Origin of the sequence: Klebsiella sp. RCJ4 (assembly GCF_009025755.1) — a bacterium.
Classification (GTDB): Bacteria; Pseudomonadota; Gammaproteobacteria; order Enterobacterales; family Enterobacteriaceae; genus Klebsiella; species Klebsiella michiganensis.
Map to the genome: position 1 here is coordinate 195,886 of NZ_WCIN01000023.1, position 20,513 is coordinate 216,398.

A 20,513-nucleotide genomic window follows, 5' to 3' on the forward strand; every position below is an offset into this window, starting at 1 on the left:
TTGGAGTGCGCGATCGGCAAAAAGTGCCGTTAAACCTGTTCTTCGCGAAAACAGGCTTTCAGCCGACGGCTGCTTAACAACCACCAGAGCGCGTAAAGATCCGCCGCCAGCAGGCCGATGGTCACCGCCGAAGGCGACTCGCCGCTCATCCACAACAGCGGTTGCCAGACCAACAGCAAGAGCTGGGAAAGCACCAGCAGCCAGCGCATCATGGGCCAGAGCCGGGGGAAGCGCTGACGATGCCCGCTAATGATAAACGCCAGCACCGCCGGAATGCCGGGGAGCAATCCCAGCCAAAAATTATCGTGGTCCGGATAAAACAGATTCAGCAGCGCGTCGCCCTGCTGACGTGACGCGCCGGCCATCAGAAATAGCACCCACGTCCGCGCCTGAAGCAGCAGCACGCACCAAAAGAGAAACGGCAAACGCAGGCGGCCGTGGGTATCGAAATCGGCGGGGATAAACTCAGTATTCTTCATCTTCAATTAAGCGCTTGCCGAGGCACAGCACGTCTGAATGCTCATAGCCAAGGCGTTCGTACATCCCCTGCACCACGTCATTATCTTCGCGAACCATAATATTTATTTTCGGACAGCCGCGGGCGATCAGCTTTTTCTCCAGCCGATTAAGCAGCGCATTAGCAATACCGCGACCGCGATATTCAGGATGCACGCCAAGATAATAGGCAGACCCGCGATGACCGTCATAACCGCCCATCACCGTGCCAACCACTTCACCGTTAACTTCGGCGACCAGAAACAGGCTGGCATCGTGGTTCAGCTTACGTTCAATATCCATTTCCGGATCGTTCCATGGGCGAAGGAGATCGCAACGCTCCCACAGGGTGATGACCTCTTCGAAATCTTGCTGGCGAAAAACGCGTATCTCCATGGTATTCCCCACCATTGACGGTTAAAAACAGAGATTATGGCGTGATTGTGCCCGATAGCCAATATCAGGCGCAATGAGCCGCAAAAAATGGCATACTATGACTTTGTCATGTATTGAAATGAAAAGTAAAACAATTCTTATTTTGAATGGTCGTATCAGAAAAGACGATACGATATAACATTGGTTACCACTTGTTTGCAATTCAGGCCGAATGAGCACTTTTAAACCATTAAAAATACTTGCTTCGCGCCGCCAGGTGCTGAAAGCCGGGCTGGCAGCAATCACGCTTTCAGGGATCGCCTCACAGGCCAGCGCGAAAGAACAACAGCCATTGAAAACATCCAATGGGCACAGCAAACCCGCAGCGAAGAAAAAAGGCGCCAAACGCGTCGTGATGCTCGACCCGGGCCATGGCGGTATTGATACCGGCGCTATCGGCCATAACGGTTCAAAAGAGAAGCACGTCGTGCTGGCGATCGCTAAAAACGTGCGCAGCATTCTGCGCAGCAACGGCATCGATGCGCGCCTGACGCGCAGCGGCGATACCTTTATTCCGCTCTATGACCGGGTGGAGATCGCCCACCAGCACGGCGCCGATCTTTTTATGTCAATTCACGCCGATGGTTTCACCAACCCGAGCGCGGCCGGCGCCTCCGTTTTCGCCCTTTCCAACCGCGGCGCCAGTAGCGCCATGGCAAAGTATCTCTCGGACCGTGAAAACCGGGCGGATGAAGTGGCCGGCAAGAAAACGACGGATAAAGACCACCTATTGCAGCAAGTGCTGTTCGACCTGGTACAAACTGATACCATCAAAAACAGCCTGACGCTCGGTTCGCATATCCTGAAAAAGATCAAGCCGGTGCATAAGCTGCACAGCCGCAATACCGAGCAGGCGGCGTTTGTGGTGCTGAAATCGCCGTCGATTCCGTCGGTTCTGGTAGAAACCTCGTTTATTACCAATCCGAACGAAGAAAAACTGCTCGGCACCACCGCGTTCCGGCAGAAAATCGCCACGGCGATTGCCAACGGCATTATCAGCTATTTCCACTGGTTCGATAACCAGAAAGCCCATTCGAAGAGACGTTAATGAGACCCGATGCGCACCAGGTAAAAGCTTTCCTTCTCCAGCTCCAGGATGCTATCTGCCAAAAGCTCAGCGCCGTTGACGGCAGCGAATTCATCGAAGATAGCTGGCAGCGGGAAGGCGGCGGCGGCGGACGCAGCCGGGTGCTGCGCGATGGCGGTATCTTTGAGCAGGCTGGCGTTAACTTTTCGCACGTGCACGGCGAGGCGATGCCGGCCTCCGCAACCGCGCACCGCCCTGAGCTGGCGGGCCGCAGCTTTGAAGCGATGGGCGTCTCGCTGGTCGTGCACCCGCGCAGCCCCTATATCCCCACCAGCCACGCTAACGTGCGCTTCTTTATCGCGGAAAAACCGGGCGCCGAGCCGGTATGGTGGTTCGGCGGCGGCTTCGATTTAACCCCCTACTACGGCTTTGAAGAAGATGCCGTTCACTGGCATCGCACCGCCCGCGACCTGTGCCAGCCCTTCGGCGAAGAGGTTTATCCGCGCTATAAAAAGTGGTGCGACGACTACTTCTTCCTCAAGCATCGTAACGAGCAGCGCGGCATCGGCGGCCTGTTTTTTGATGATTTGAATACCCCGAACTTTGACCATTGTTTCGACTTTATGCAGGCGGTGGGCAATGGCTTCACCGATGCGTATCTGCCCATTGTCGAGCGGCGTAAAGAGAGGGTCTGGGGCGAGCGCGAGCGCGCTTTTCAGCTCTACCGCCGCGGGCGCTACGTGGAGTTCAACCTGGTGTGGGATCGCGGTACTCTGTTCGGCCTGCAAACCGGCGGCCGCACCGAATCCATTCTGATGTCGATGCCGCCGCTGGTGCGCTGGGAATACGACTACCAGCCGGAAGCGGGCAGCCCGGAAGCGGCGCTGAGCGAGTTTATTCAGGTGCGCGATTGGGTTTAACGTTGCCTGATGGTGCGGTTCGCAGGCCAGATACGGCGCCGTTTTGCCTGATGGCGCTACGCTTATCAGGCCTGCGATGACGGCGCGAATCGCCATCCGCTAAATAGATCGTCATCACGCCCACTGCCGCATCCGCTGATGCAGCGTCAGCGACGGTTTCTCGGCGAACAGCTGCTGATAATCGGTCGCGAACTGGCCCAGGTGCCAGAATCCCCACTGCATCGCCGCATCCTTAACCGTCGTGCTCTGCGACCACGGGCTAATCAGCTCCCGGCGCACCGCGTTTAAACGAATGCGCTTCAGCCAGGCGTTCGGCCCGATCCCCAGAATGGCGTGAAAGGCGTTTTGCAGCGTACGGCGGCTGACGTGCAGCTGCTGACATAAATCGAGAACCGTCAGCGGCTCCGACATATTCTCCAGCACGTACTCCCGCGCCCGGGAAAGCAAACGCCGATAGCTCTGGTGGCTAATGCTCTCGGCGGTAATCATCGGCTGCGCCTCCTCCAGCATCGCCCCCATCGCCAGCAGGAGATTATCGCCCAACACCTTACGCACCGCGGGCTGATGAAGGTTCTCCGGATTCTCGCTAAACGTCGCCAGCGCCTGCTGCACAAAGCCCCACAGCGCCGCCTTGTGCTCCTCTTTGACCTCCAGCGCCGACTGGTTACGCAGCATATGCAGCACCCGCTCCGGGTGATGCAGGAAGCTGGCCTGGCGGGAAATGACATCCTCCGAGATCACTACGCCCAGAATGGTGTAATCATCCGGCGTGCTGAGCTCAAACTCGGTGCCGCCGGGTCGGGTGGCGATTTCGGCGCTGCCGAGACACTGTGAGCCAATAAACCCCTGCTCGCCGCGGGCTGCCGGAATACCGAACCAGAAGGAGTTCGGCCACACCAGGCAGGACTGACGCAGCGCCAGGCCGGTATATTCGCGAAAGACCTGAATATCATCGAGCAGGATTTCGGTAAATTCACCGTGAAATTTCCCCGGATGCAGCTGATCGTAAATCTGCTGCCAGGCAGTAATCGTCAGGGCATGTTCATAGACATCGGTGGTCCGCCGCTGATGGACGTTGTCCACCTCGACCATCGGCGTCAGTTTAACGTCTTCGGGTAATGCTTCATGATAAAGATGGTGCAGGTTGGCCGGTTTTTTCTTTTTCATGATCTGATAAACCGGGAGCACTTTCGCGTTCCCGGCACCTCCGACTGGTTAATTTTTTAAGCGATAGCGACTACTGCGTTTACGCAACGCTCCGGTAGAAAAGAGCTGCTCCAGCGCCTTCCTGGCCTCTTCAAGCGACCAGCCGAAATGGGCGGCCACCTCCCCTGCCGTCATTCCCTGACGCGTCGAAGAGAGCAGCGTCAGCAAGGGTTCTGAGGATTCCACGACCACCGGCGGCTCCGGCGTTTGCGGTAGCCGTTGAAAACCGGCGATCAGCCGCTGGGTATCCTCTTCCGGGCGTCCAATCTCCCGACGGCTGATAACGCGCCCCGTACGCTGCGCCGCAGCGCTGCCGGCATCCAGCGCCGCCCGGCACGCCGCCAGGTCGCCTTCCACCACCAGCGTCAGCCTGCCGGGGTCAAGAACCTCATGGCTGAGCAGCCGCACGTTGGCCGCCTTCAGCATCGCATCCGCCGCGTCAACGGCGGCCACCATGCCGTCCACTTCCAGTAATCCCAGGGCGTTGATCATCGCTTCCCCCTTACGCGCGCTGGATTGGATGACGGGCAATATCCAGAACGGCATCGGTAAAGGCGTTACAGGCGGCTTTACAGGCGGCCTGGCTTCCCGTCAAAAAGGCGGCGGAATAGTTGGTTTCCGACGGCGGCGGCACGTAGGTCACCAGCTGCACGTCGGCCGATTTCATTGCCGCATCGATACCGAAGGTCGCCTCCAGCGGCGGCGCCACCAGATAAGCGATCGGATCGCCCAGCGCAATGCCGGAGGTAGACGAGAGATAAGAGCCGGTACGCGACACCACGTGCGCCAGAAACGCCGTATCTTCGGCATCGTTGGCCCACTGGAACGCGGCCCCAGTTTCGATATGCGCCACCATCGCATCCAGACCGGCGCGCACTTCCGCCGGGTTCGGGCCGCCCAGCATAATCAGCACTTCACCTGCGGTTGGCGAAGGACCGTGGGCCGCGCCGGCGTAAAGAGAACGACCGTAGACCACTTCCACCATCGCCTGTTTTGTCGCTTCGTCAGCGGCAATATAAGTCACATCATCCGAATCCGCCGTGATGAGTCCGAGGCTACGTATATGTGGCGGTAATTTAAGCTCGCGGGCAAAGCCGTCATTCACTGAGGCAATCACGCGCATGGCCGTCACCGAAGGGCGAATTAAATCTAATGCAGGCATGATGCCTCCTTACCGAGTCATGTTGATGCCGGAAGCCTTCTGCTCCAGCATGCGTTTGGCCAAATCGACAATCACCGCCGCGGCTTCTACCGGGGGCGTGCCGCCCTGGTGAATATTGGAAATACAGGTCCTGTCCGCTTCGACGGTGGTCGCCACGCGCGGCGAATACACGGCGTAACAGGAGAGGCTTTCCGACTGCCCCAGCCCCGGACGTTCGCCTACCAGCAGGATGACCACCTTCGCGCCGAGAATTTCGCCAATCTGATCTTCAATTTTGACCCGCCCGTAGCGGACGAAGAACGGCGTACCGACCTTCAGTCCGGCCTGCTTCAGGCCCGACAGCAGCGGCGGCAGGATCTCTTCATAGTTGACGGTAATCGCGTCGGTAGAGAGGCCATCGGATACCACCACCTGAACGTCAGGATTCGCCACGCACTGCGCCTTAAGCGCGTCAATCGCCTCCGGACTCAGCCGACGGCCCATATCCGGGCGCGTCAGGTAGAGGTTTTTGTCGCTAATTTCGGAGCGTACCTCCAGCAATCCCTGGGTTTTCACCCACTCCTCCGGTACCTCTTTCAGCACCGTATCCTTGGAGCGCGAGTGGTCGGCGAGGAAGCGCAGCAGCGCGAGGGTGCGCGGACGCGGACCGGCGCGGCCGGTACACACGCGCGCTGCGGTGCTGCGCTTCAGTTCGGCCAGCACTTCCGCGCGATGCGGCTGCTGCACGCCAATCCAGCCTTTCGCCTCTGGCGAACCTAAATCCAGCGCGCAGCTCTCCGCGGCGACCTCGCACCGGCTGGCGCATTTCGTCACCGTCGCCTCAGGCGCTGCTGCTGCCGTCTGCGGTTGTCCCATTGACGCCATCACGCTACGTACAATTTCTTCAATCTGCTTTTGATCCATCATGTGTCATCCCCGCGTCATCAAAAGAACAGTGACGGATCGCCCGCCCGTTGGGTCAGACGACCGTTTGCCATAATGCCCATGGTTTCCAGCCAGCGTTCGAACTCCGGCGACGGCCGTAGATTCAGCAGCTGACGGACGGTAGCGGTATCGTGAAACGCGGTGGTCTGATAGTTGAGCATGATGTCGTCGCCGAGCGGCATGCCCATGATGTAGTTGCAGCCGGCGGTGGCGAGCAGAATCATCAGGTTTTCATTGAGGTTCTGGTCGGCGTCGGCATGGTTGGTGTAGCAGCAGTCGCAGCCCATCGAGATGCCGCTCAGCTTGCCCATAAAGTGATCTTCAAGACCGGCGCGAATAATCTGCCGATCGTTATAGAGGTACTCCGGCCCGATAAAGCCCACCACGGTATTGACGAGGAACGGATCGTAGTGCCGCGCCAGGCCGTAGTTACGTGCTTCCATCGTCACCTGGTCCGCCCCGAAGTTCGCCCCGGCGGAAAGCGCCGAGCCCTGTCCGGTTTCAAAATAGAGGCAGTTTTCCCCGGCGATCCGGTTAAACTCGGCGCCGACCGCCCGCGCTTCATCGAGCATCGCCAGCTCCACGCCGAACTCTTTTAGCCCCTTTTCGCTGCCGCAGATGCTCTGGAAAATAAGCCCCCCCGGCGCGCCGCGACGGATCGCTTCAATCTGGGTGGTGACGTGCGCCAGCACGCAGCCCTGGGTCGGGATATTAAACTTGTCGATAACGCCGTAGACGGTATCGAGGACGCGGGTCAGGTTCTCCACGTCATCGGTTACCGGGTTAACGCCGATCACCGCATCGCCCGCGCCGAACGAGAGCCCCTCGTAGATTTGCGCGGCAATGCTCTGCACGTCATCGCGGGTATCGTTCGGCTGCAGGCGGCAGCTAAAGGTGCCCGGCAGGCCGATGGTGGTGTTGGCTTTTTTAATCACCGGCATTTTCTTCGCGCCGTAGATCAGGTCGGCGTTGGAGCAGACCTTCGCCACCGCCGCCACCACTTCTGAGGTCAGCCCTTTGCGCACAAACGCGATGTCATCGCTGGTGACCTCATCGTTAAGCACGTATTCGCGCAGGTCGCTGATGGTCCAGTTTTTAATCCGCTGATAGGCGGTTTCGTTGACGTCATCCTGAATCAGGCGCGTCACGCAGTCCTCTTCATAAGGAATCACCGGATTATTACGAATATCGGCGACCGTCATATCGGAGAGGACCTGCTTCGCCGCCACGCGCTGCTGCGAACTTTCCGCCGCCACCCCCGCCAGCACATCCCCCGAACGCAGTTCGTTGGCTTTAGCCAGCACCTCTTTTACATCCTTAAACTGATAAACATTGCCGAACAATGTGGTCTTTAGTTTCATAAGTCGTTCCCTCAGGAAGGAAATGCGAGTGATTTCACCGTCACCGGCACAACCGATCCGCCAAAAAGAGGCGTACCAATGTCGATATAGTCCCCCGCCCGTACGCTCACCTCATCGATGACCGCCAGCGGGAGTTGTTGCAGCTGCGGGCGCAGCAGCATGCCCAGCGCTTTGCCAAAGTCCTGCTCGGCCACCACCAGCAGGGGATGCGGGTTGGGAAAGCGCGCGACAAAAGCCAGCAGCGCGTCAATCACCACCAGCAGGGCGGCGTAGCGCACCGGCAACGAAGCAGGAAGCGCCAGCACGTAAGCATCCGATCCCGGATCCAGGTCGAGCTGCATCAGCGCCTGCTGCCAGGCGCTCAGCAGATCGGCTTCATCAAGCGGGATCGCCACCGGCAGATTGCGCAGCGGGAGCTGAACCCCCTCCAGCCAGATGGTGCTGCCGGAAAGCGAGAGCGTGTGCGCGCCGGCGCCAATCACCGTGGCGCGTACGGTTTGCGCCGGGAACTGCACGTTCATCTCCCGCAGCCGCGGATGCTCATGCAGCGCCGTGGCCAACAGTGGCCCAATATCAGAAAAACAGAACGGATCCGCGGGCTGGTTGCGGTAGCACTCGCCCACTCCGCCGGAAAGGGTTATCACCTCGGGTACCGCGCCTGCGGGCAGCAGGCCGGTTTGCATCAGCCGTTGCGCCAACGGAGAGAGCGTGCCGTCGATAACTTCGACGATCAGCTCCGCCATCCGGCGCGCCACCTGCGCTAACTGCGAAGCACTCAACGCGCGCGCATCGGCGCCTGCGCCAAAAACCTCATCGACGATCATTTGTCCCGGCTGATGGGCATAAACCACCCGCCCCTGGCCGTCGGTCTCCAGCAGGCGCCCGCCAACGTTCAGGCAGGCGGTGGCGCTGATTTTTCCCGCTTCAAACAGCGCGTAGTTTGAAGTACCACCGCCGATATCAATGTTCAGCACCCGGCACATCCGCTGTTCAGAAAGGGTTTGCGCGCCGGCGCCGTGACCGGCAATCACCGATTCCAGATGCGGCCCGGCGCTGGCCACCACAAAGTCGCCGAGCGACTGCGAGAGCGCCATCACCGCCGGACGGGCGTTACGGGTTTTCGCACTTTCACCGGTAATAATGATCGCCCCGGAGTCCACCGATTCGGGGGCAACCCCGGCGGCCTGATACTGCGCCAGAATCAGCGCCTTGAGTTCGGCCTCCTTCAGACCGCCCTGCTTATCAACCGGGGTAAAGAAGACCGGGCTTTGCCAGCTAATTTCGCGTTTGATGAATTCGTAGCGCGGCACCTGCGACACCGCCGCACGGTTAACCAGCTCAAGGCGGGAGAAGATCACCTGAGTGGTGGTGGTGCCGATATCGATACCGACGCTCAGCAGCTGGCGAGTTTTCACGATTGCGCCTCCGCTTCGGTTTTCGCCGCCGCCGGTGCGTTTTCATCTTTCGGCACCAGCAGCATCGCTACGCCAATGGCGGTGACGCCGCCGATCAGCTTGCCGACGATCATCGGGAAGATCATGGCGTTCATGTTGGCGGCGGCGAAGCCTAAGTGGTCGCCCAGCGCGAAAGCGGCGGAGACGGAGAACGCGCAGTTGATGACTTTGCCGCGGGTATCCATCTGCTTCATCATACCGAACATCGGGATGTTGTTGGCCAGCGTCGCTACCATCCCGCCGGCAGCCATATTGTTGATTTTCAGCAGATTACCGACGCGCATCAGCGGCTTTTCAAACCAGCGGGTCAGCAGCAGCACCATCGGATAAGCGCCGAGCAGCACGCAGGAGATCGAGCCAATGACTTCAATGGCGCGCATCACCTCGCCGGGCTGGTCGCCGGGAGCCATAAAGATCGGGTCGAGCCCCGGGATCAGATCCCAGCCGAGCAGGAACTTGATGACCGCCGCGGCCAGGCCGATGGTGATCAGCGCCACCAGAAATTTGGCGAAGATCTGGAAGCCGTTGATCATTTTTTCCGGAATAAACTTCAGCCCCAGCGCCACCAGCACCGCGACGATAAGCACCGGGATCATATTCATCAGGATCAGCGCGAAGGTGAACTCCACCGGCTGTCCGTTAATCTCCACGCCGGAGTACATGGCCACCAGGCCGCCGGCGATGCAGCCGATTGGAATCGTGACGATCCCGGCCAGCACGCCCAGCGCCAGGTATCGGCGGTCGGAGGGCTCGATGATGCCGAGCGCGACCGGAATGGAGAACACCAGCGTCGGCCCCATCATCGCCCCGAGGATCAGGCCGGAATAGAGCCACGCCGCCACGTCGCCGCCCGCCAGCTCTTTGGCGAGGAAGAAGCCGCCCATATCGCAGGCCAGCAGCGTTCCGGCGAACATCGACGGGTTGGCGCCGAGCATTTCATACAGCGGAATTATCACCGGCCCGAGCAGGTGTGCCAGTACCGGCGCCAGCGCGGTCATCCCGACCATCGCCAGGCCCAGCGCGCCCATCGCCATAAACCCCTCTTCGAACTGGCCGCCGGATCCTTCGATGCTTTTGCCAAACTTGCCGAGAAAGCGCGCCGAGCCGCCAAACTGCGACAGGATCCTGTCTACGGCGGCAATCAGCATAAAGAACATCATGATGTACATGATGATTTCGTTAATTCCCATAGCCTTTACTCCCTGTCATTTATGATTTGTAGATACTGTGAACGCCGGGGCATTAACCGCGCTCCGGGGGCTTTCCCGGGTCGCGGCGTGAACGCCTTACCCGGGCTACGGAATAGCAGACGGCTGCAATCCTGTAGCCCGGCTAAGCGCAGCGCGAGCCGGGACAGCCACACGCCTCCGGGAAAATGGCCGCATCAGCGCGCCGCCGCGTACAGATCGATAACCTGCTCCCGGGTGGCGGTGCGTGGATTGGTGCGCAGACAAATGTCCTCCTGCGCCGCCTGCGCCCATGCGCTGAAATGTTCGGGCTTCGCCCCGGCGTCAGAGAGTCGTTTGCTCAGGCCGACTTCGGCGATCAGCGCCTCAACGGCGGCAATAGCCTCGTGGTCGTCGGTTTTTTTAGCGGTCAGCGCCCGGCCGATCTGGCTGAAACGCTCGCGGCATACCATGCGGTTAAACCGCATTACCGTCGGCAGCAGCATGGCGTTGGCCTGCCCGTGTGGAATATGCAGCGCCGCGCCGGGCTGATGCGCCATCGCATGACACAAACCCAGACCCGCGCTGGAAAAGGCCATTCCCGCCATACAGGAAGCCAGCAGCATGCTTTCGCGGGCGGCGAGGTCGTGGCCGTAGCCCACGGCCTTCGGCAGCGCCTGGCCGATCATCGCTATCGCGCCAAGCGCCAGGCTATCGGTAAAGGGCGTCGCGTTGAGCGCGCTGTACGCCTCAACGGCGTGGGTCAGCGCGTCAATCCCGGTCATCGCCGTCACCGGCGGCGGAACGCCTTCGGTCAGGGCGGCGTCGAGAATCGCCACGTCCGGCATGAGCGAGGCGTGCGCCAGCACCTGCTTGCGCCCGCTGACCGCATCGATAATCACCGTCACGTTGGTGGTTTCCGAGCCGGTTCCGGCGGTGGTCGGCACCGCAATGAGCGGCAGACGCGGGCGCAGTACGCTGCTTTCCGTCATCGCGCTGAGCGTCTGCTCCGGGTTGGTGACCAACAGCGCGACCGCTTTCGCCGCGTCAAGCACCGAACCGCCGCCAAAGGCCACCACGCCGTCGCACTTCGATTCGCGCAGCTGCGCCACCGCCGCGCAGACGTCGGTAATGCACGGCTCTCCCGGCGGACAGGGCCAGACGGTCATCGCCACCCCCTTCATCGCCAGGCTGCGCGCAAGCCCGGCGGTCATTCCCGCCTGATGCAGGAAACTGTCGACCATCACCAGCAGATGGCTTACGCCTCGCGCTTGCGCTTCCTGACCGCAGGCGCCCAGCGCGCCGAGGCCGCACAGCGTCACCGGCGGCACGCTGAAGGTTTTCACCCGCTGCAGATTCAGGGTATCGAATGCCTGAAAGAGCGCCGTCTGCAGTTCAGCTTGCATAGATTCCCTCCGCTTTCTCTCTCCCGCTGCTGGCTATCGCCAGCGGGGTCATAAACAGGCTGTGCTGCGGTAAATGCACCCGTAATTCCGGGAAGCGCTTGCGAAACAGCGCGTCCACGCCCGGCTGCATACAGGAGCCGCCCGCCAGCCATAAATCAGCAATGCCCTGGCCTTCGATATGGTGAGCAACAATCTCGGCCATCTTTTCGTATACCGGCTTCACCACCGGCCAGATCTCCTGGACGTTGCTGCGCTTGTACTGCTCCGCCTCTTCCAGCGGCATGCGGCGGTTACCGGCGAGGGTCAGGGAGATATGGTGACCGCCGGTCGCTTCATCGGCGGAGTACGTCACCTCGCCCCGTTTGACGATAGCGATCCCGGTGGTGCCGCCGCCGATATCCACCACGCCCGCGTTGTCGAGCTGTAGCAGATCCGCCACCGCGGTCGGTTCATCCAGCACGTGGCTAACTTCCAGTCCGGCAGATTCGAGTACGTTGATCGAAATACGCGGGTCGGTGCCCGGCGGAAACGAGGTCGCCGCGTGGCTGAAGCGACAGCCAAGCTGCTGTTCGAGCGTATCGAGATGGCGGCGCACGATGGTGACGGCGCCGAAGAAATCCCAGACGATACCGTCACGCACGACGTCAGCCCAGTCCAGACACACCGCCACCGGCTGCCCTTCGCTGTCGACAACCATCGACACCACGTCGCAGGTGCCTAAATCCACGCCCAGCCACAGCGGTGATTCACTGGCGGCAGGCGTCTGATTACACAGGGCGGCCGCTTTTTGCAGTCTGGGGGTGAGCCAACGTTGTTCGTCGTGTGCCATGAGTCATCCCTTATACAATTCGGAAGGCATCCACCAGCACGCAGCGCCGCAGGCGAACGAAGGTGCGCGCACTGGTCACCCCCTCCCCGGTTGGCGTGGTGATGGTCATGGTGGTCCAGCCCTCTCCGCCCAGCCCGAGCCCGGCGATGCACGGCCCGTTTTTGACGAAAATGCTGGTATCAATGGCGTTCGCCATCTGATTCATGTTGTCGATATTGCGCGAGTGCATCGCCGCCGTATGGTGGCAGCCGCCCTCCAGCTGCACCGCCAGCGCGATAGCGTCATCGACGCTGGCCACCCGTACGACAGGGAGCACCGGCATCATCAGTTCCGTCACGGCAAATGGATGGCTGGCCGGGGTTTCCACGAACAGCAGGCGCGTCTGCGGCGGCACGTTCAGGCCGATGGCGGCGGCAATCTTGCTCGCGTCACGTCCCACCCAGTCACGGCTGACCGTACCTTTGCCGCGCTCATCGATATTCTTCAGCAGCACCGGCTGAAGCTGCTCGGCCTGGGCCGCGCTGAGCTTCACCGCCTGCTGGCCTTCCATCAGGCGCATCAGCTCGTCGGCGACGCTATCGACCACAATCAGCACCTTTTCGTCGGCGCAGATGATGTTGTTATCAAACGAGGCGCCTTTGACGATGGACCGCGCGGCGCGCGCCAGGTCGGCCGTTTCGTCGACCACTACCGGCGGGTTACCGGCGCCGGCGGCAATCAGACGTTTATTGGTATGCTTGCGCGCGGACTCCACCACCGCTTCACCGCCGGTGACCACCAGCAGGCCAATACCGGGGTACTTAAACAGCCGCTGGGCCGTTTCGATGTCCGGGTTCGCCACGGTGACCAGCAGATTGGCCGGACCGCCCGCGGCAATCACCGCCTGGTTGAGCAGCATAATCGCCCGCTGGGAAACCCTTTTCGCCGCCGGATGCGGGGCGAACACCACGCTATTGCCCGCGGCAATCAGGCTGATGGCGTTATTAATTACCGTCGCCGCCGGGTTGGTGGAGGGGGTGACCGAGGCCACCACGCCCCAGGGCGCGTTTTCAATCAGCGTCAGGCCGTTATCGCCGGTGAGCACCTGCGGAGAGAGGCACTCCACGCCCGGCGTGCCGCGCGCCTGGGCCACGTTTTTGGCAAATTTATCTTCAACGCGACCCATGCCGGTTTCGCTGACGGCAAGCTCCGCTAATTCTCTGGCGTGTTTTTCGCCCGCCTCACGGATGGCGTGAATCGCCAGCTGGCGCATCGCCACGCTTTTCAGCCCCTGCTGGGCCACCTTTGCCGCCGCGACGGCGTCATCCAGGGAGGCAAAGACGCCCATCTCATGAACGGCGTCGTCCGGCTGGCTGCTGGCCGTCATTTTCAGCAGTACCGCTTTCACCACCTGTTCAATATCCTGTTGATTCATGATGTTCAGTCCTATTTATGGAAAATCACCTGACCGCCAGCCACCGCTTCATCGACGATACCGATGACGCACAAATCGACAGGAGACGCCTCGCTGCGGTGTGCCTGTCGCGCCGAGCTTCCGCTCACCAGCAGCACCCATTCGCCGGGCCCCGCGCCGATGCTGTCGATGGCGACGGCGCACTGCCCGTCGGGCTTGCCCGCGGCATCAATCATCTCCACCATCAGCAGCTTGTCGTGCGCCAGCCCCTGATGGCGGACGGTGCAGACAATCTGTCCCGTGACGACTGCCAGTTTCATACCGCCTCCCTGAATTGCGTGGTAAGTCGTGGGCCGGATAAGCGCAGCGCCATCAGGCAATGGCGCGCGTTAATGCCGGAGGGCAACGCTGGCGCGTCTTATCCGGCCCGACCATCAGATGTTGCTGTCGCCTTTAAAACTGATGGGGAACACCTCCTCCAGATCGCCGTGCGGACGCGGAATCACGTGCGCCGAGACCAGCTCGCCGATGCGCTGCGCCGCAGCGGCGCCGGCATCGGTAGCGGCTTTGCAGGCCGCCACGTCGCCGCGCACCATCGCGGTCACCAGACCGCCGCCAATCTGCTTCACGCCAACCAGCTTCACGCGCGCGGCTTTCACCATCGCATCAGAGGCCTCAATCAGCGCAACCAGGCCCCGGGTTTCAATCATTCCTAATGCTTCCATTGTGTTTTCCTCTTACTTAAGGGGGTCCAGAACGGGACCGTTCATTCAACCTGCGTGGGTAAGCGGCACTCGCCGCTTACGTCACTCCGGCGCGGCACGGCTGCCACTAACGCCAGTTCGATAATTTCCTGCACGCTACAGCCTCGGGAGAGGTCGTGGAGCGGTGCGGCCAGCCCCTGAATCAGCGGCCCGACCGCACGATAGCCGCCCAGGCGCTGGGCGATTTTGTAGCCGATGTTGCCGGCTTCCAGCGACGGAAAAACCATCACGTTGGCCCGCCCCTGCAGCGGACTGGCGGGCGCTTTTTGCGCGGCGACCTCCGGCACGAAGGCGGCGTCAAACTGCAGTTCGCCATCCACCATCAGCTGCGGAGCGCGCTGACGTACGATCTCTGTGGCCTGCTGTACGTTGGCGACGTTGGGATGACGGGCGCTGCCGCTGCTGGAAAACGACAGCATCGCCACCCGCGGCTCCTCGCCGGTAATGGCCTGCCATGTCTCCGCGCTGGCGATGGCGATATCCGCCAGCTGCGCCGCCGTCGGCTGCGGCACCACGCTACAGTCGGCAAATCCCAGCGCCGGTCCGACGTACTGCGGCAGCATCAGAAAGATCGACGACAGCGTTTTGCAGCCAGGCTGAAGGCCAATAATGCGTAATCCGGCGCGCAGCACGTTCGCCGTCGAGGAGAGATTGCCGGCAATACACACGTCGGCCTTCCCGGCGCTGACCATGGCGGCGGCGAACATCAGCGGGTCGTTGAGTTTTTCCTCCGCGTCCGGCGGCGTTTTTTCTCCGGCGCGGGCAAGCCAGCTCCGGGCAAACGCTTCGCGCATTTGCCGGTTGCTGTGCGGGTCGACGATCTGCATACCGTCCATCGGCAGGCGGTGGCTGAGGGCGAACTGGCGCAGGGCAAAGGGGCTGGCGATCAAAATCGGCTTTGCCAGCCCCTGCTGCTGGAGGTAGTGCGCCGCTTTGAGGACGCGGATATCCAGCGCGTCCGCAAACACCACCCGGGCGGGCGAACGCAAAGCCAGTTGACGGGCGCGTTGAATAATCATTGCTCCCCTCCCAGACGCTGTTGGATCTGACTGACGGTTAGCGGATGTTTCGCCACGCTTAAAATCATCATCACGTAGACGGTGCTGGAGAGGCGGTTGAGCGCCTGCAGAATGTCCGGACGTAAGACCTCAAAACTGCGGGTAATAAAGACCTGCGCGGCGACCGTTTCCGTTTCGCGTATTTTGCTGCGCAGCAGATTGAGCAGCGCGGCATCGCGGCCGTGGCCGGCTTCCGGCACCAGATGATCGTGGTCGAGATAGCGCAGCGGCTGGTGGGAAAGGCGATGCAGTTCATCCTCGTTCAGCCCGACGATAGACTGCGCCGCCAGCGGTTCACCCACGGCGTCGGCGCGCATAATATTGCCCAGGCGCGAGCGGATATCCGCCAGCCAGGGCTGCCAGGGCTCCGCCAGTTCGATTTGCAGCCATACCGCCAGGGCGATGGTGGCGTCGAGGGCGGCGCGAAAGCCCAGCCGCGGATCGCTTTTGGCGACCATTTTCTCCGCCGTCAGATGGGTCAGGGTGTCCGGTTTTTTGTCTACCGGCTGGCGGCACAGTTCGCAGCAGGCCTGCGGATGCGTACCGCTGCTGGTTAAACCGTGTACCGGCTGCGGCTGCTGCGCGTCGTCATCGACAAACAGGCTGCCCTGCTCGTCGAGAAACTTAATGCGCAGACGGCGGCTTTCCAGCAGCTCCCGGGCCGAAGGCGTCAGACGGGCGTCGGCGGGCAGATGAATTTCTGCCCCTTCGCTGAGCGTATGGTTCGCTCTGAGCCAGGCTTCGGTAATAAAATCTTTCATAGCGATTGCCAGTTCGCAGGCCAGGCGACGTACAGGAAGCGCACGGTCGACGGCGTGCCGAATTCAATGCTCGAACCTTTCGGGATAAACATCACGTCCCCGGCTTTGGCCACCATGGTTTCACCTTCATGGCGCACGTGGAGTTCGCCCTCCAGCACCATGTCGACCTCGTCATAGTTCAGCGTCCAGGGGAAGAAGGCGTTTTCCCACTGCATAAACCCGGCGGCCATGCTGCTGCCGTCCTGCTCGGTGACCAAATCCGTTAAGCCGACGCGGTGCGGTTCGGCGCCGTCGAAGCGGCCGAATTTCACGCTGCTGCCGTCAATGACCTTTACGCCGCCTTTACCGGTGACCGCCTTAAAGCTGGGCTGCATCGCGTCCATCCCCAGCGACTGCTTCTCCTTCATCACTTTTTCCATCAGCTGCGCCACCAGGCTTTCGGTAAACTGCCCTTCCGGCAGCTGCGCGATAATGGTTTCGCGAATGCGCTGGCTTTCGGTTTTTTCCTCTGCCGCCGGGACTGCCGGCTCTGGCGCGGATTCATCGCACTCCTGGATGGCGACGCCCAGCAGCTCCGCGACTTCGCGGGCTTCCGGGGTGATGATGCTGGCGCGCAGCACAACCGATATTTCCTCTTCGCCTCGCGCGTGGGCCGCACGAATATCGTTAGCTGTGATAAGTTTCTTCACCTGCCCCTTCCTCCTTTTGGCTGAGCTCACTCAGGTAATTCACCAGATGCTCTACGCTTTGCGGGTCGTGAGCGTTGAGTTCGAAAATCGGCTCCTGAAACCCCATCCCGTACAGCAGTTGCCGCACCGCGGCGACGTCGGCGTCCGGCATATCCGTTTTGCTGATCGCGGCGATATGTCGTTTATTCGCGCCAATATCCAGTAGTCCGGCGGGTAAGCGACTTTCGGTATCATTTGCCGCGTGGACATAAATCAACGTATCGACATCCTGCAGCGTGGTAATTAATGCGTGGTACCAGCGCGGATGGCTGAAATATTCCCCCGGGGTGTCAATATCGCCTTTCTCGTTAAATTCCACGGCCTGCGTTTTTCTCGCGAGGGAATAATTCCCCTGCAACGCATTAAATAGCGTTGTTTTTCCCGCACCCACCGTACCGACAAATGCAATACGTTTCATTGCCGCCTCTAATTAGCTTTTGGTTAACTCGCAGAGGGTGTAATTTAATAATCGGCCAAGCCCGCTCACCGTCTGCAGCAGCGCCTCTTCTACCGCGCCGACCGAGCCATAAATCACCAGCGCGCCGCTAAACCGGTCGAGAAAACCGATATGCACATCGGCGGCCTTCATCGCTAAATCACCGGCGATCATGGCGGTTTCTCCAGGGGTTAAGGTCATAATGCCGATAGCGCCGGATTCGGGAACGCCGATCTTTTTCGCCAGTTCTGCCCCAGGATGTGCAATCAGATGCGCCAGCGTCACCTGCTTGCCGGGTACAAATTCCTGAATGATGCGTTCTTTATCCATGGCTCACCGCTCCGCTAAAACTTGCGCTTATCGTGACAAGTTTCCGCTGGAGTAAATAACAAAATTCGGCAAGTTGATTTGAAAGGTGAGATAGATCACTTATAAACAGAAATAAAAAAGCGCGGGAGAATTCCCACGCCTGAAATAATTAAATGAACATTACAGCGGCTGAGTTTGCGCTTCAACAACCGCCAGCGCGACCATATTCACGATACGCCGTACCGAAGCAATTGGCGTCAGGATATGCACCGGCTTTGCGACGCCCATCAGCACCGGTCCGACGGTGACGCCTTCAGAGCTGGAGACGCGAAGTAAGTTGTAACTAATACGCGCCGCTTCCATATTCGGCATCACCAGAATATTGGCCGAACCTTTCAGCGGGCTGTCCGGCATCCGCTCATTACGAATGCTTTCCACCAGCGCGGCATCGCCGTGCATTTCGCCATCGATCATCAGCTCCGGCGCCTGCGCCTTCACCAGCTCCAGCGCCTGACGCATTTTGCTGGCGGACGGGCAGTCCGAGGAACCAAAGTTCGAGTGCGACAGCAGCGCCACCCGCGGTTCAATCCCGAATCGACGAACGGTTTCTGCCGCCATCAGGGTGATCTCGGCAATTTGCTCCGGCGAGGGATCGTGGTTGACGTAGGTGTCGGCGATAAAGGTGTTGCCGCTCGGCAGCAGCAGCGCGTTCATCGCCCCGGCCGCATGAACCCCTTCGCGGTAGCCAAACAGCGGCTGAATGACGCTGTAGTGCTCGTGATAGTCACCGATGGTGCCGCAGATCATCGCATCGGCTTCGCCGCGCTGCACCATGATCGCGCCAATGACCGTAGTGTTGCTGATCACCGCCCGCTGCGCCTGCTCCTGGGTGATCCCGCGGCGCTTCATCAGGGTGTAATATTCATTCCAGTACTCTTTGAAGCGCGGATCGGATTCGTTATTGACGATCTCAAAATCAACCCCGGCTTTGATCTGCAGTCCCAGCTTCTGGATGCGCATCTCAATGACGCCGGGACGACCGATCAGAATCGGTTTCGCCAGTCCAAGGGAGACCAGCTCCTGAGTCGCGTGCAGTACGCGGGTATCTTCGCCTTCCGCCAGTACCACCCGCTTCGGCTCTTTGCGCGCCTGCGAGAAAATCGGCTTCATAAACAGGTTCGTTTTGTAGACGAACTCGCTGAGCTTCTCGATGTACGCATCAAAATCGGCGATCGGGCGGGTCGCGACGCCGGAGTCCATCGCTGCTTTCGCCACTGCCGGAGCAATCTTGACGATCAGCCGCGGGTCGAACGGCTTCGGAATGATATATTCCGCGCCGAAGCTCAGATCCTGATCGCCGTAGGCGGAGGCTACCACTTCGCTCTGTTCAGCGTGCGCCAGCTCGGCAATCGCGTGCACCGCCGCCAGCTTCATCTCTTCGTTAATCGCCGTTGCGCCGACGTCCAGCGCGCCGCGGAAGATGAACGGGAAGCACAGCACGTTGTTCACCTGGTTCGGATAGTCGGAGCGGCCGGTACAAATAATGGCGTCGGAGCGCACCTCTTTCGCCAGCGGCGGCAGAATCTCCGGCTCCGGGTTAGCCAGCGCCAGAATCATCGGCGCGCGGGCCATTTTCTTCACCATCTCCTGAGTCAGCACTTTCGGGCCCGAGCAGCCGAGGAAAATGTCCGCCCCGTCAATCACGTCATCCAGCGTGCGTTTGCCGCTGTCTTCAACCGCATAGGCCGCTTTCGTCTCCGCCATATTCGGCTCGCGGCCCTTATAGATAACGCCTTTCGAGTCGCAGACCACGATGTTGTGTTTCTGCATCCCCAGCGCCACCAGCAGGTTCATACAGGCAATCGCCGCCGCGCCCGCGCCGGAGACCACCATCCGCACGTCGGAGATGTTTTTCTCCACCACCCGCAGACCGTTAAGAATCGCCGCGGTACTGATAATCGCTGTCCCGTGCTGATCGTCATGGAAAACCGGAATATTCATGCGCTCGCGCAGCTTTTGCTCGATGTAGAAGCACTCCGGCGCTTTGATATCTTCAAGGTTGATACCGCCGAAGGTCGGCTCCAGCGCCGCGACGACGTTGATAAATTTGTCCGGGTCCAGTTCATCGACTTCAATATCGAACACATCGATACCGGCGAATTTTTTAAACAGAACGCCTTTGCCTTCCATCACCGGCTTACCGGCCAGCGCGCCGATATTGCCCAGCCCCAGAACGGCCGTGCCGTTGGAGACCACCGCCACAAGGTTGCCGCGCGCGGTATATTTATAGGCTGCCAGCGGATCCTTCTCGATTTCCAGACAGGGCGCGGCAACGCCCGGCGAGTAGGCCAGGGCCAGATCGCGTTGGGTAGCCAGCGGTTTTGTCGGGGAGACCTGGATTTTTCCGGGGACCGGGAATTCGTGGAAATCAAGGGCGCTTTGTTTTAACTGCTCATCCATTTTATCGTTCCTTTCACGTATCGATCGTAGGGGGTGAAACGTTATCGCGTACCTGGTGTTCACCCTAAAGGGCCACCTAGTATCTCGCCTGACGGCTTCGTAAACTTTGAACACCGCCAAACTCTCGCCATAACAAAGTTATATTTGTTATCGATTTATATTGTTTATGTAACTTAGTTTCAGAAGCAAGGATAGCCCCGTCTGCTATGCTTTTTAGTT

The 20,513-nt window shown here is 60.2% G+C and carries 22 protein-coding genes; 2 read left to right on the plus strand and 20 right to left on the minus strand.

Going from position 1 to position 20,513, the window contains the following annotated elements:
- Positions 1-29: 29 nt before the first annotated feature.
- Complete coding sequence (locus F8562_RS07370; RefSeq protein WP_004853030.1) at positions 30-479, minus strand: DUF2919 domain-containing protein; 450 nt, start codon at positions 477-479, stop codon at positions 30-32.
- The gene (locus F8562_RS07375) at positions 466-891 is read right to left on the minus strand and encodes a GNAT family acetyltransferase (protein WP_004853033.1); all 426 of its coding nucleotides are present in this window, start codon (positions 889-891) and stop codon (positions 466-468) included. Before F8562_RS07375 ends, F8562_RS07370 begins: the two co-directional genes overlap by 14 nt.
- 211 nt (positions 892-1,102) lie before the next feature.
- Between F8562_RS07375 and amiA the strand changes: the two genes are divergently transcribed.
- Together amiA and hemF are read left to right on the plus strand one after the other, a co-directional pair.
- On the plus strand, positions 1,103-1,978 hold the full coding sequence (amiA, locus tag F8562_RS07380) for an N-acetylmuramoyl-L-alanine amidase AmiA (RefSeq protein WP_004870750.1): 876 nt from the start codon (positions 1,103-1,105) through the stop codon (positions 1,976-1,978).
- Positions 1,978-2,877, plus strand: a complete 900-nt coding sequence (gene hemF / locus F8562_RS07385; RefSeq protein WP_014839170.1) for an oxygen-dependent coproporphyrinogen oxidase — start codon at positions 1,978-1,980, stop codon at positions 2,875-2,877. Before amiA ends, hemF begins: the two co-directional genes overlap by 1 nt.
- A 114-nt stretch (positions 2,878-2,991) precedes the next feature.
- On the opposite strand, the gene eutR is transcribed toward hemF, so the two are convergent.
- The 18 genes from eutR to maeB all read right to left on the minus strand — a co-directional run bounded on the left by eutR (position 2,992) and on the right by maeB (position 20,294).
- Positions 2,992-4,044, minus strand: coding sequence for an HTH-type transcriptional regulator EutR (gene eutR, locus F8562_RS07390; RefSeq protein ID WP_032720556.1), 1,053 nt, complete (start codon positions 4,042-4,044; stop codon positions 2,992-2,994).
- A gap of 48 nt (positions 4,045-4,092) precedes the next feature.
- Complete coding sequence (eutK, locus tag F8562_RS07395; protein ID WP_014230327.1) at positions 4,093-4,575, minus strand: ethanolamine utilization microcompartment protein EutK; 483 nt, start codon at positions 4,573-4,575, stop codon at positions 4,093-4,095.
- A 10-nt stretch (positions 4,576-4,585) separates the two neighbouring features.
- Positions 4,586-5,245, minus strand: coding sequence for an ethanolamine utilization microcompartment protein EutL (eutL, locus tag F8562_RS07400; protein WP_004853042.1), 660 nt, complete (start codon positions 5,243-5,245; stop codon positions 4,586-4,588).
- Between the two features lie 9 nt (positions 5,246-5,254).
- Positions 5,255-6,148: an ethanolamine ammonia-lyase subunit EutC gene (eutC, locus tag F8562_RS07405; protein WP_032693169.1), complete on the minus strand. Its 894-nt coding sequence runs from the start codon at positions 6,146-6,148 to the stop codon at positions 5,255-5,257.
- A gap of 20 nt (positions 6,149-6,168) precedes the next feature.
- Positions 6,169-7,530 carry an ethanolamine ammonia-lyase subunit alpha gene (gene eutB / locus F8562_RS07410; RefSeq protein ID WP_004104373.1) on the minus strand — a complete coding sequence of 454 codons (1,362 nt, stop codon included), beginning with the start codon at positions 7,528-7,530 and terminating at the stop codon, positions 6,169-6,171.
- Between the two features lie 11 nt (positions 7,531-7,541).
- Positions 7,542-8,945, minus strand: coding sequence for an ethanolamine ammonia-lyase reactivating factor EutA (gene eutA, locus F8562_RS07415; protein WP_025106628.1), 1,404 nt, complete (start codon positions 8,943-8,945; stop codon positions 7,542-7,544).
- Entirely contained in the window at positions 8,942-10,174 is a 1,233-nt protein-coding gene (gene eutH / locus F8562_RS07420) for an ethanolamine utilization protein EutH (protein WP_004853049.1), read from the minus strand. Before eutH ends, eutA begins: the two co-directional genes overlap by 4 nt.
- A 194-nt stretch (positions 10,175-10,368) precedes the next feature.
- Positions 10,369-11,556: an ethanolamine utilization ethanol dehydrogenase EutG gene (gene eutG, locus F8562_RS07425; RefSeq protein WP_014839173.1), complete on the minus strand. Its 1,188-nt coding sequence runs from the start codon at positions 11,554-11,556 to the stop codon at positions 10,369-10,371.
- Positions 11,546-12,385: an ethanolamine utilization protein EutJ gene (eutJ, locus tag F8562_RS07430; RefSeq protein WP_014839174.1), complete on the minus strand. Its 840-nt coding sequence runs from the start codon at positions 12,383-12,385 to the stop codon at positions 11,546-11,548. Before eutJ ends, eutG begins: the two co-directional genes overlap by 11 nt.
- A gap of 10 nt (positions 12,386-12,395) precedes the next feature.
- Positions 12,396-13,799 carry an aldehyde dehydrogenase family protein gene (locus F8562_RS07435; RefSeq protein WP_004853056.1) on the minus strand — a complete coding sequence of 468 codons (1,404 nt, stop codon included), beginning with the start codon at positions 13,797-13,799 and terminating at the stop codon, positions 12,396-12,398.
- An 11-nt stretch (positions 13,800-13,810) separates the two neighbouring features.
- Positions 13,811-14,098, minus strand: a complete 288-nt coding sequence (gene eutN, locus F8562_RS07440) for an ethanolamine utilization microcompartment protein EutN (protein ID WP_004853058.1) — start codon at positions 14,096-14,098, stop codon at positions 13,811-13,813.
- A 114-nt stretch (positions 14,099-14,212) separates the two neighbouring features.
- Positions 14,213-14,503: an ethanolamine utilization microcompartment protein EutM gene (gene eutM, locus F8562_RS07445; protein WP_094909355.1), complete on the minus strand. Its 291-nt coding sequence runs from the start codon at positions 14,501-14,503 to the stop codon at positions 14,213-14,215.
- A gap of 41 nt (positions 14,504-14,544) precedes the next feature.
- Positions 14,545-15,561 carry a phosphate acetyltransferase gene (gene pta, locus F8562_RS07450; RefSeq protein WP_014230333.1) on the minus strand — a complete coding sequence of 339 codons (1,017 nt, stop codon included), beginning with the start codon at positions 15,559-15,561 and terminating at the stop codon, positions 14,545-14,547.
- Positions 15,558-16,361, minus strand: a complete 804-nt coding sequence (gene eutT, locus F8562_RS07455; RefSeq protein WP_014839175.1) for an ethanolamine utilization cob(I)yrinic acid a,c-diamide adenosyltransferase EutT — start codon at positions 16,359-16,361, stop codon at positions 15,558-15,560. Before eutT ends, pta begins: the two co-directional genes overlap by 4 nt.
- A complete protein-coding gene (gene eutQ, locus F8562_RS07460; RefSeq protein ID WP_014230335.1) occupies positions 16,358-17,050 on the minus strand; it encodes an ethanolamine utilization acetate kinase EutQ in 693 nt (230 codons plus the stop codon). The genes eutT and eutQ overlap by 4 nt, the downstream gene beginning before the upstream one ends.
- Entirely contained in the window at positions 17,028-17,507 is a 480-nt protein-coding gene (gene eutP, locus F8562_RS07465; protein WP_009654912.1) for an ethanolamine utilization acetate kinase EutP, read from the minus strand. Before eutP ends, eutQ begins: the two co-directional genes overlap by 23 nt.
- A 12-nt stretch (positions 17,508-17,519) precedes the next feature.
- Positions 17,520-17,855: an ethanolamine utilization microcompartment protein EutS gene (gene eutS, locus F8562_RS07470; protein WP_004123425.1), complete on the minus strand. Its 336-nt coding sequence runs from the start codon at positions 17,853-17,855 to the stop codon at positions 17,520-17,522.
- A gap of 159 nt (positions 17,856-18,014) precedes the next feature.
- Complete coding sequence (gene maeB, locus F8562_RS07475) at positions 18,015-20,294, minus strand: NADP-dependent oxaloacetate-decarboxylating malate dehydrogenase (protein ID WP_004853066.1); 2,280 nt, start codon at positions 20,292-20,294, stop codon at positions 18,015-18,017.
- Positions 20,295-20,513: the final 219 nt, after the last annotated feature.

Excerpts from the sequence above, each read along its gene's own strand:
- eutM (WP_094909355.1), bottom strand. The coding sequence starts at position 14,503 with ATGGAAGCATTAGGAATGATTGAAACCCGGGGCCTGGTTGCGCTGATT.
- eutS (WP_004123425.1), bottom strand. The coding sequence starts at position 17,855 with ATGGATAAAGAACGCATCATTCAGGAATTTGTACCCGGCAAGCAGGTG.
- F8562_RS07375 (WP_004853033.1), bottom strand. The coding sequence starts at position 891 with ATGGAGATACGCGTTTTTCGCCAGCAAGATTTCGAAGAGGTCATCACC.
- pta (WP_014230333.1), bottom strand. The coding sequence starts at position 15,561 with ATGATTATTCAACGCGCCCGTCAACTGGCTTTGCGTTCGCCCGCCCGG.
- hemF (WP_014839170.1), top strand. The coding sequence starts at position 1,978 with ATGAGACCCGATGCGCACCAGGTAAAAGCTTTCCTTCTCCAGCTCCAG.
- eutT (WP_014839175.1), bottom strand. The coding sequence starts at position 16,361 with ATGAAAGATTTTATTACCGAAGCCTGGCTCAGAGCGAACCATACGCTC.
- F8562_RS07370 (WP_004853030.1), bottom strand. The coding sequence starts at position 479 with ATGAAGAATACTGAGTTTATCCCCGCCGATTTCGATACCCACGGCCGC.
- eutL (WP_004853042.1), bottom strand. The coding sequence starts at position 5,245 with ATGCCTGCATTAGATTTAATTCGCCCTTCGGTGACGGCCATGCGCGTG.
- eutK (WP_014230327.1), bottom strand. The coding sequence starts at position 4,575 with ATGATCAACGCCCTGGGATTACTGGAAGTGGACGGCATGGTGGCCGCC.
- eutR (WP_032720556.1), bottom strand. The coding sequence starts at position 4,044 with ATGAAAAAGAAAAAACCGGCCAACCTGCACCATCTTTATCATGAAGCA.
- F8562_RS07435 (WP_004853056.1), bottom strand. The coding sequence starts at position 13,799 with ATGAATCAACAGGATATTGAACAGGTGGTGAAAGCGGTACTGCTGAAA.
- amiA (WP_004870750.1), top strand. The coding sequence starts at position 1,103 with ATGAGCACTTTTAAACCATTAAAAATACTTGCTTCGCGCCGCCAGGTG.
- eutH (WP_004853049.1), bottom strand. The coding sequence starts at position 10,174 with ATGGGAATTAACGAAATCATCATGTACATCATGATGTTCTTTATGCTG.
- eutB (WP_004104373.1), bottom strand. The coding sequence starts at position 7,530 with ATGAAACTAAAGACCACATTGTTCGGCAATGTTTATCAGTTTAAGGAT.
- maeB (WP_004853066.1), bottom strand. The coding sequence starts at position 20,294 with ATGGATGAGCAGTTAAAACAAAGCGCCCTTGATTTCCACGAATTCCCG.
- eutC (WP_032693169.1), bottom strand. The coding sequence starts at position 6,148 with ATGGATCAAAAGCAGATTGAAGAAATTGTACGTAGCGTGATGGCGTCA.
- eutP (WP_009654912.1), bottom strand. The coding sequence starts at position 17,507 with ATGAAACGTATTGCATTTGTCGGTACGGTGGGTGCGGGAAAAACAACG.
- eutG (WP_014839173.1), bottom strand. The coding sequence starts at position 11,556 with ATGCAAGCTGAACTGCAGACGGCGCTCTTTCAGGCATTCGATACCCTG.
- eutJ (WP_014839174.1), bottom strand. The coding sequence starts at position 12,385 with ATGGCACACGACGAACAACGTTGGCTCACCCCCAGACTGCAAAAAGCG.
- eutN (WP_004853058.1), bottom strand. The coding sequence starts at position 14,098 with ATGAAACTGGCAGTCGTCACGGGACAGATTGTCTGCACCGTCCGCCAT.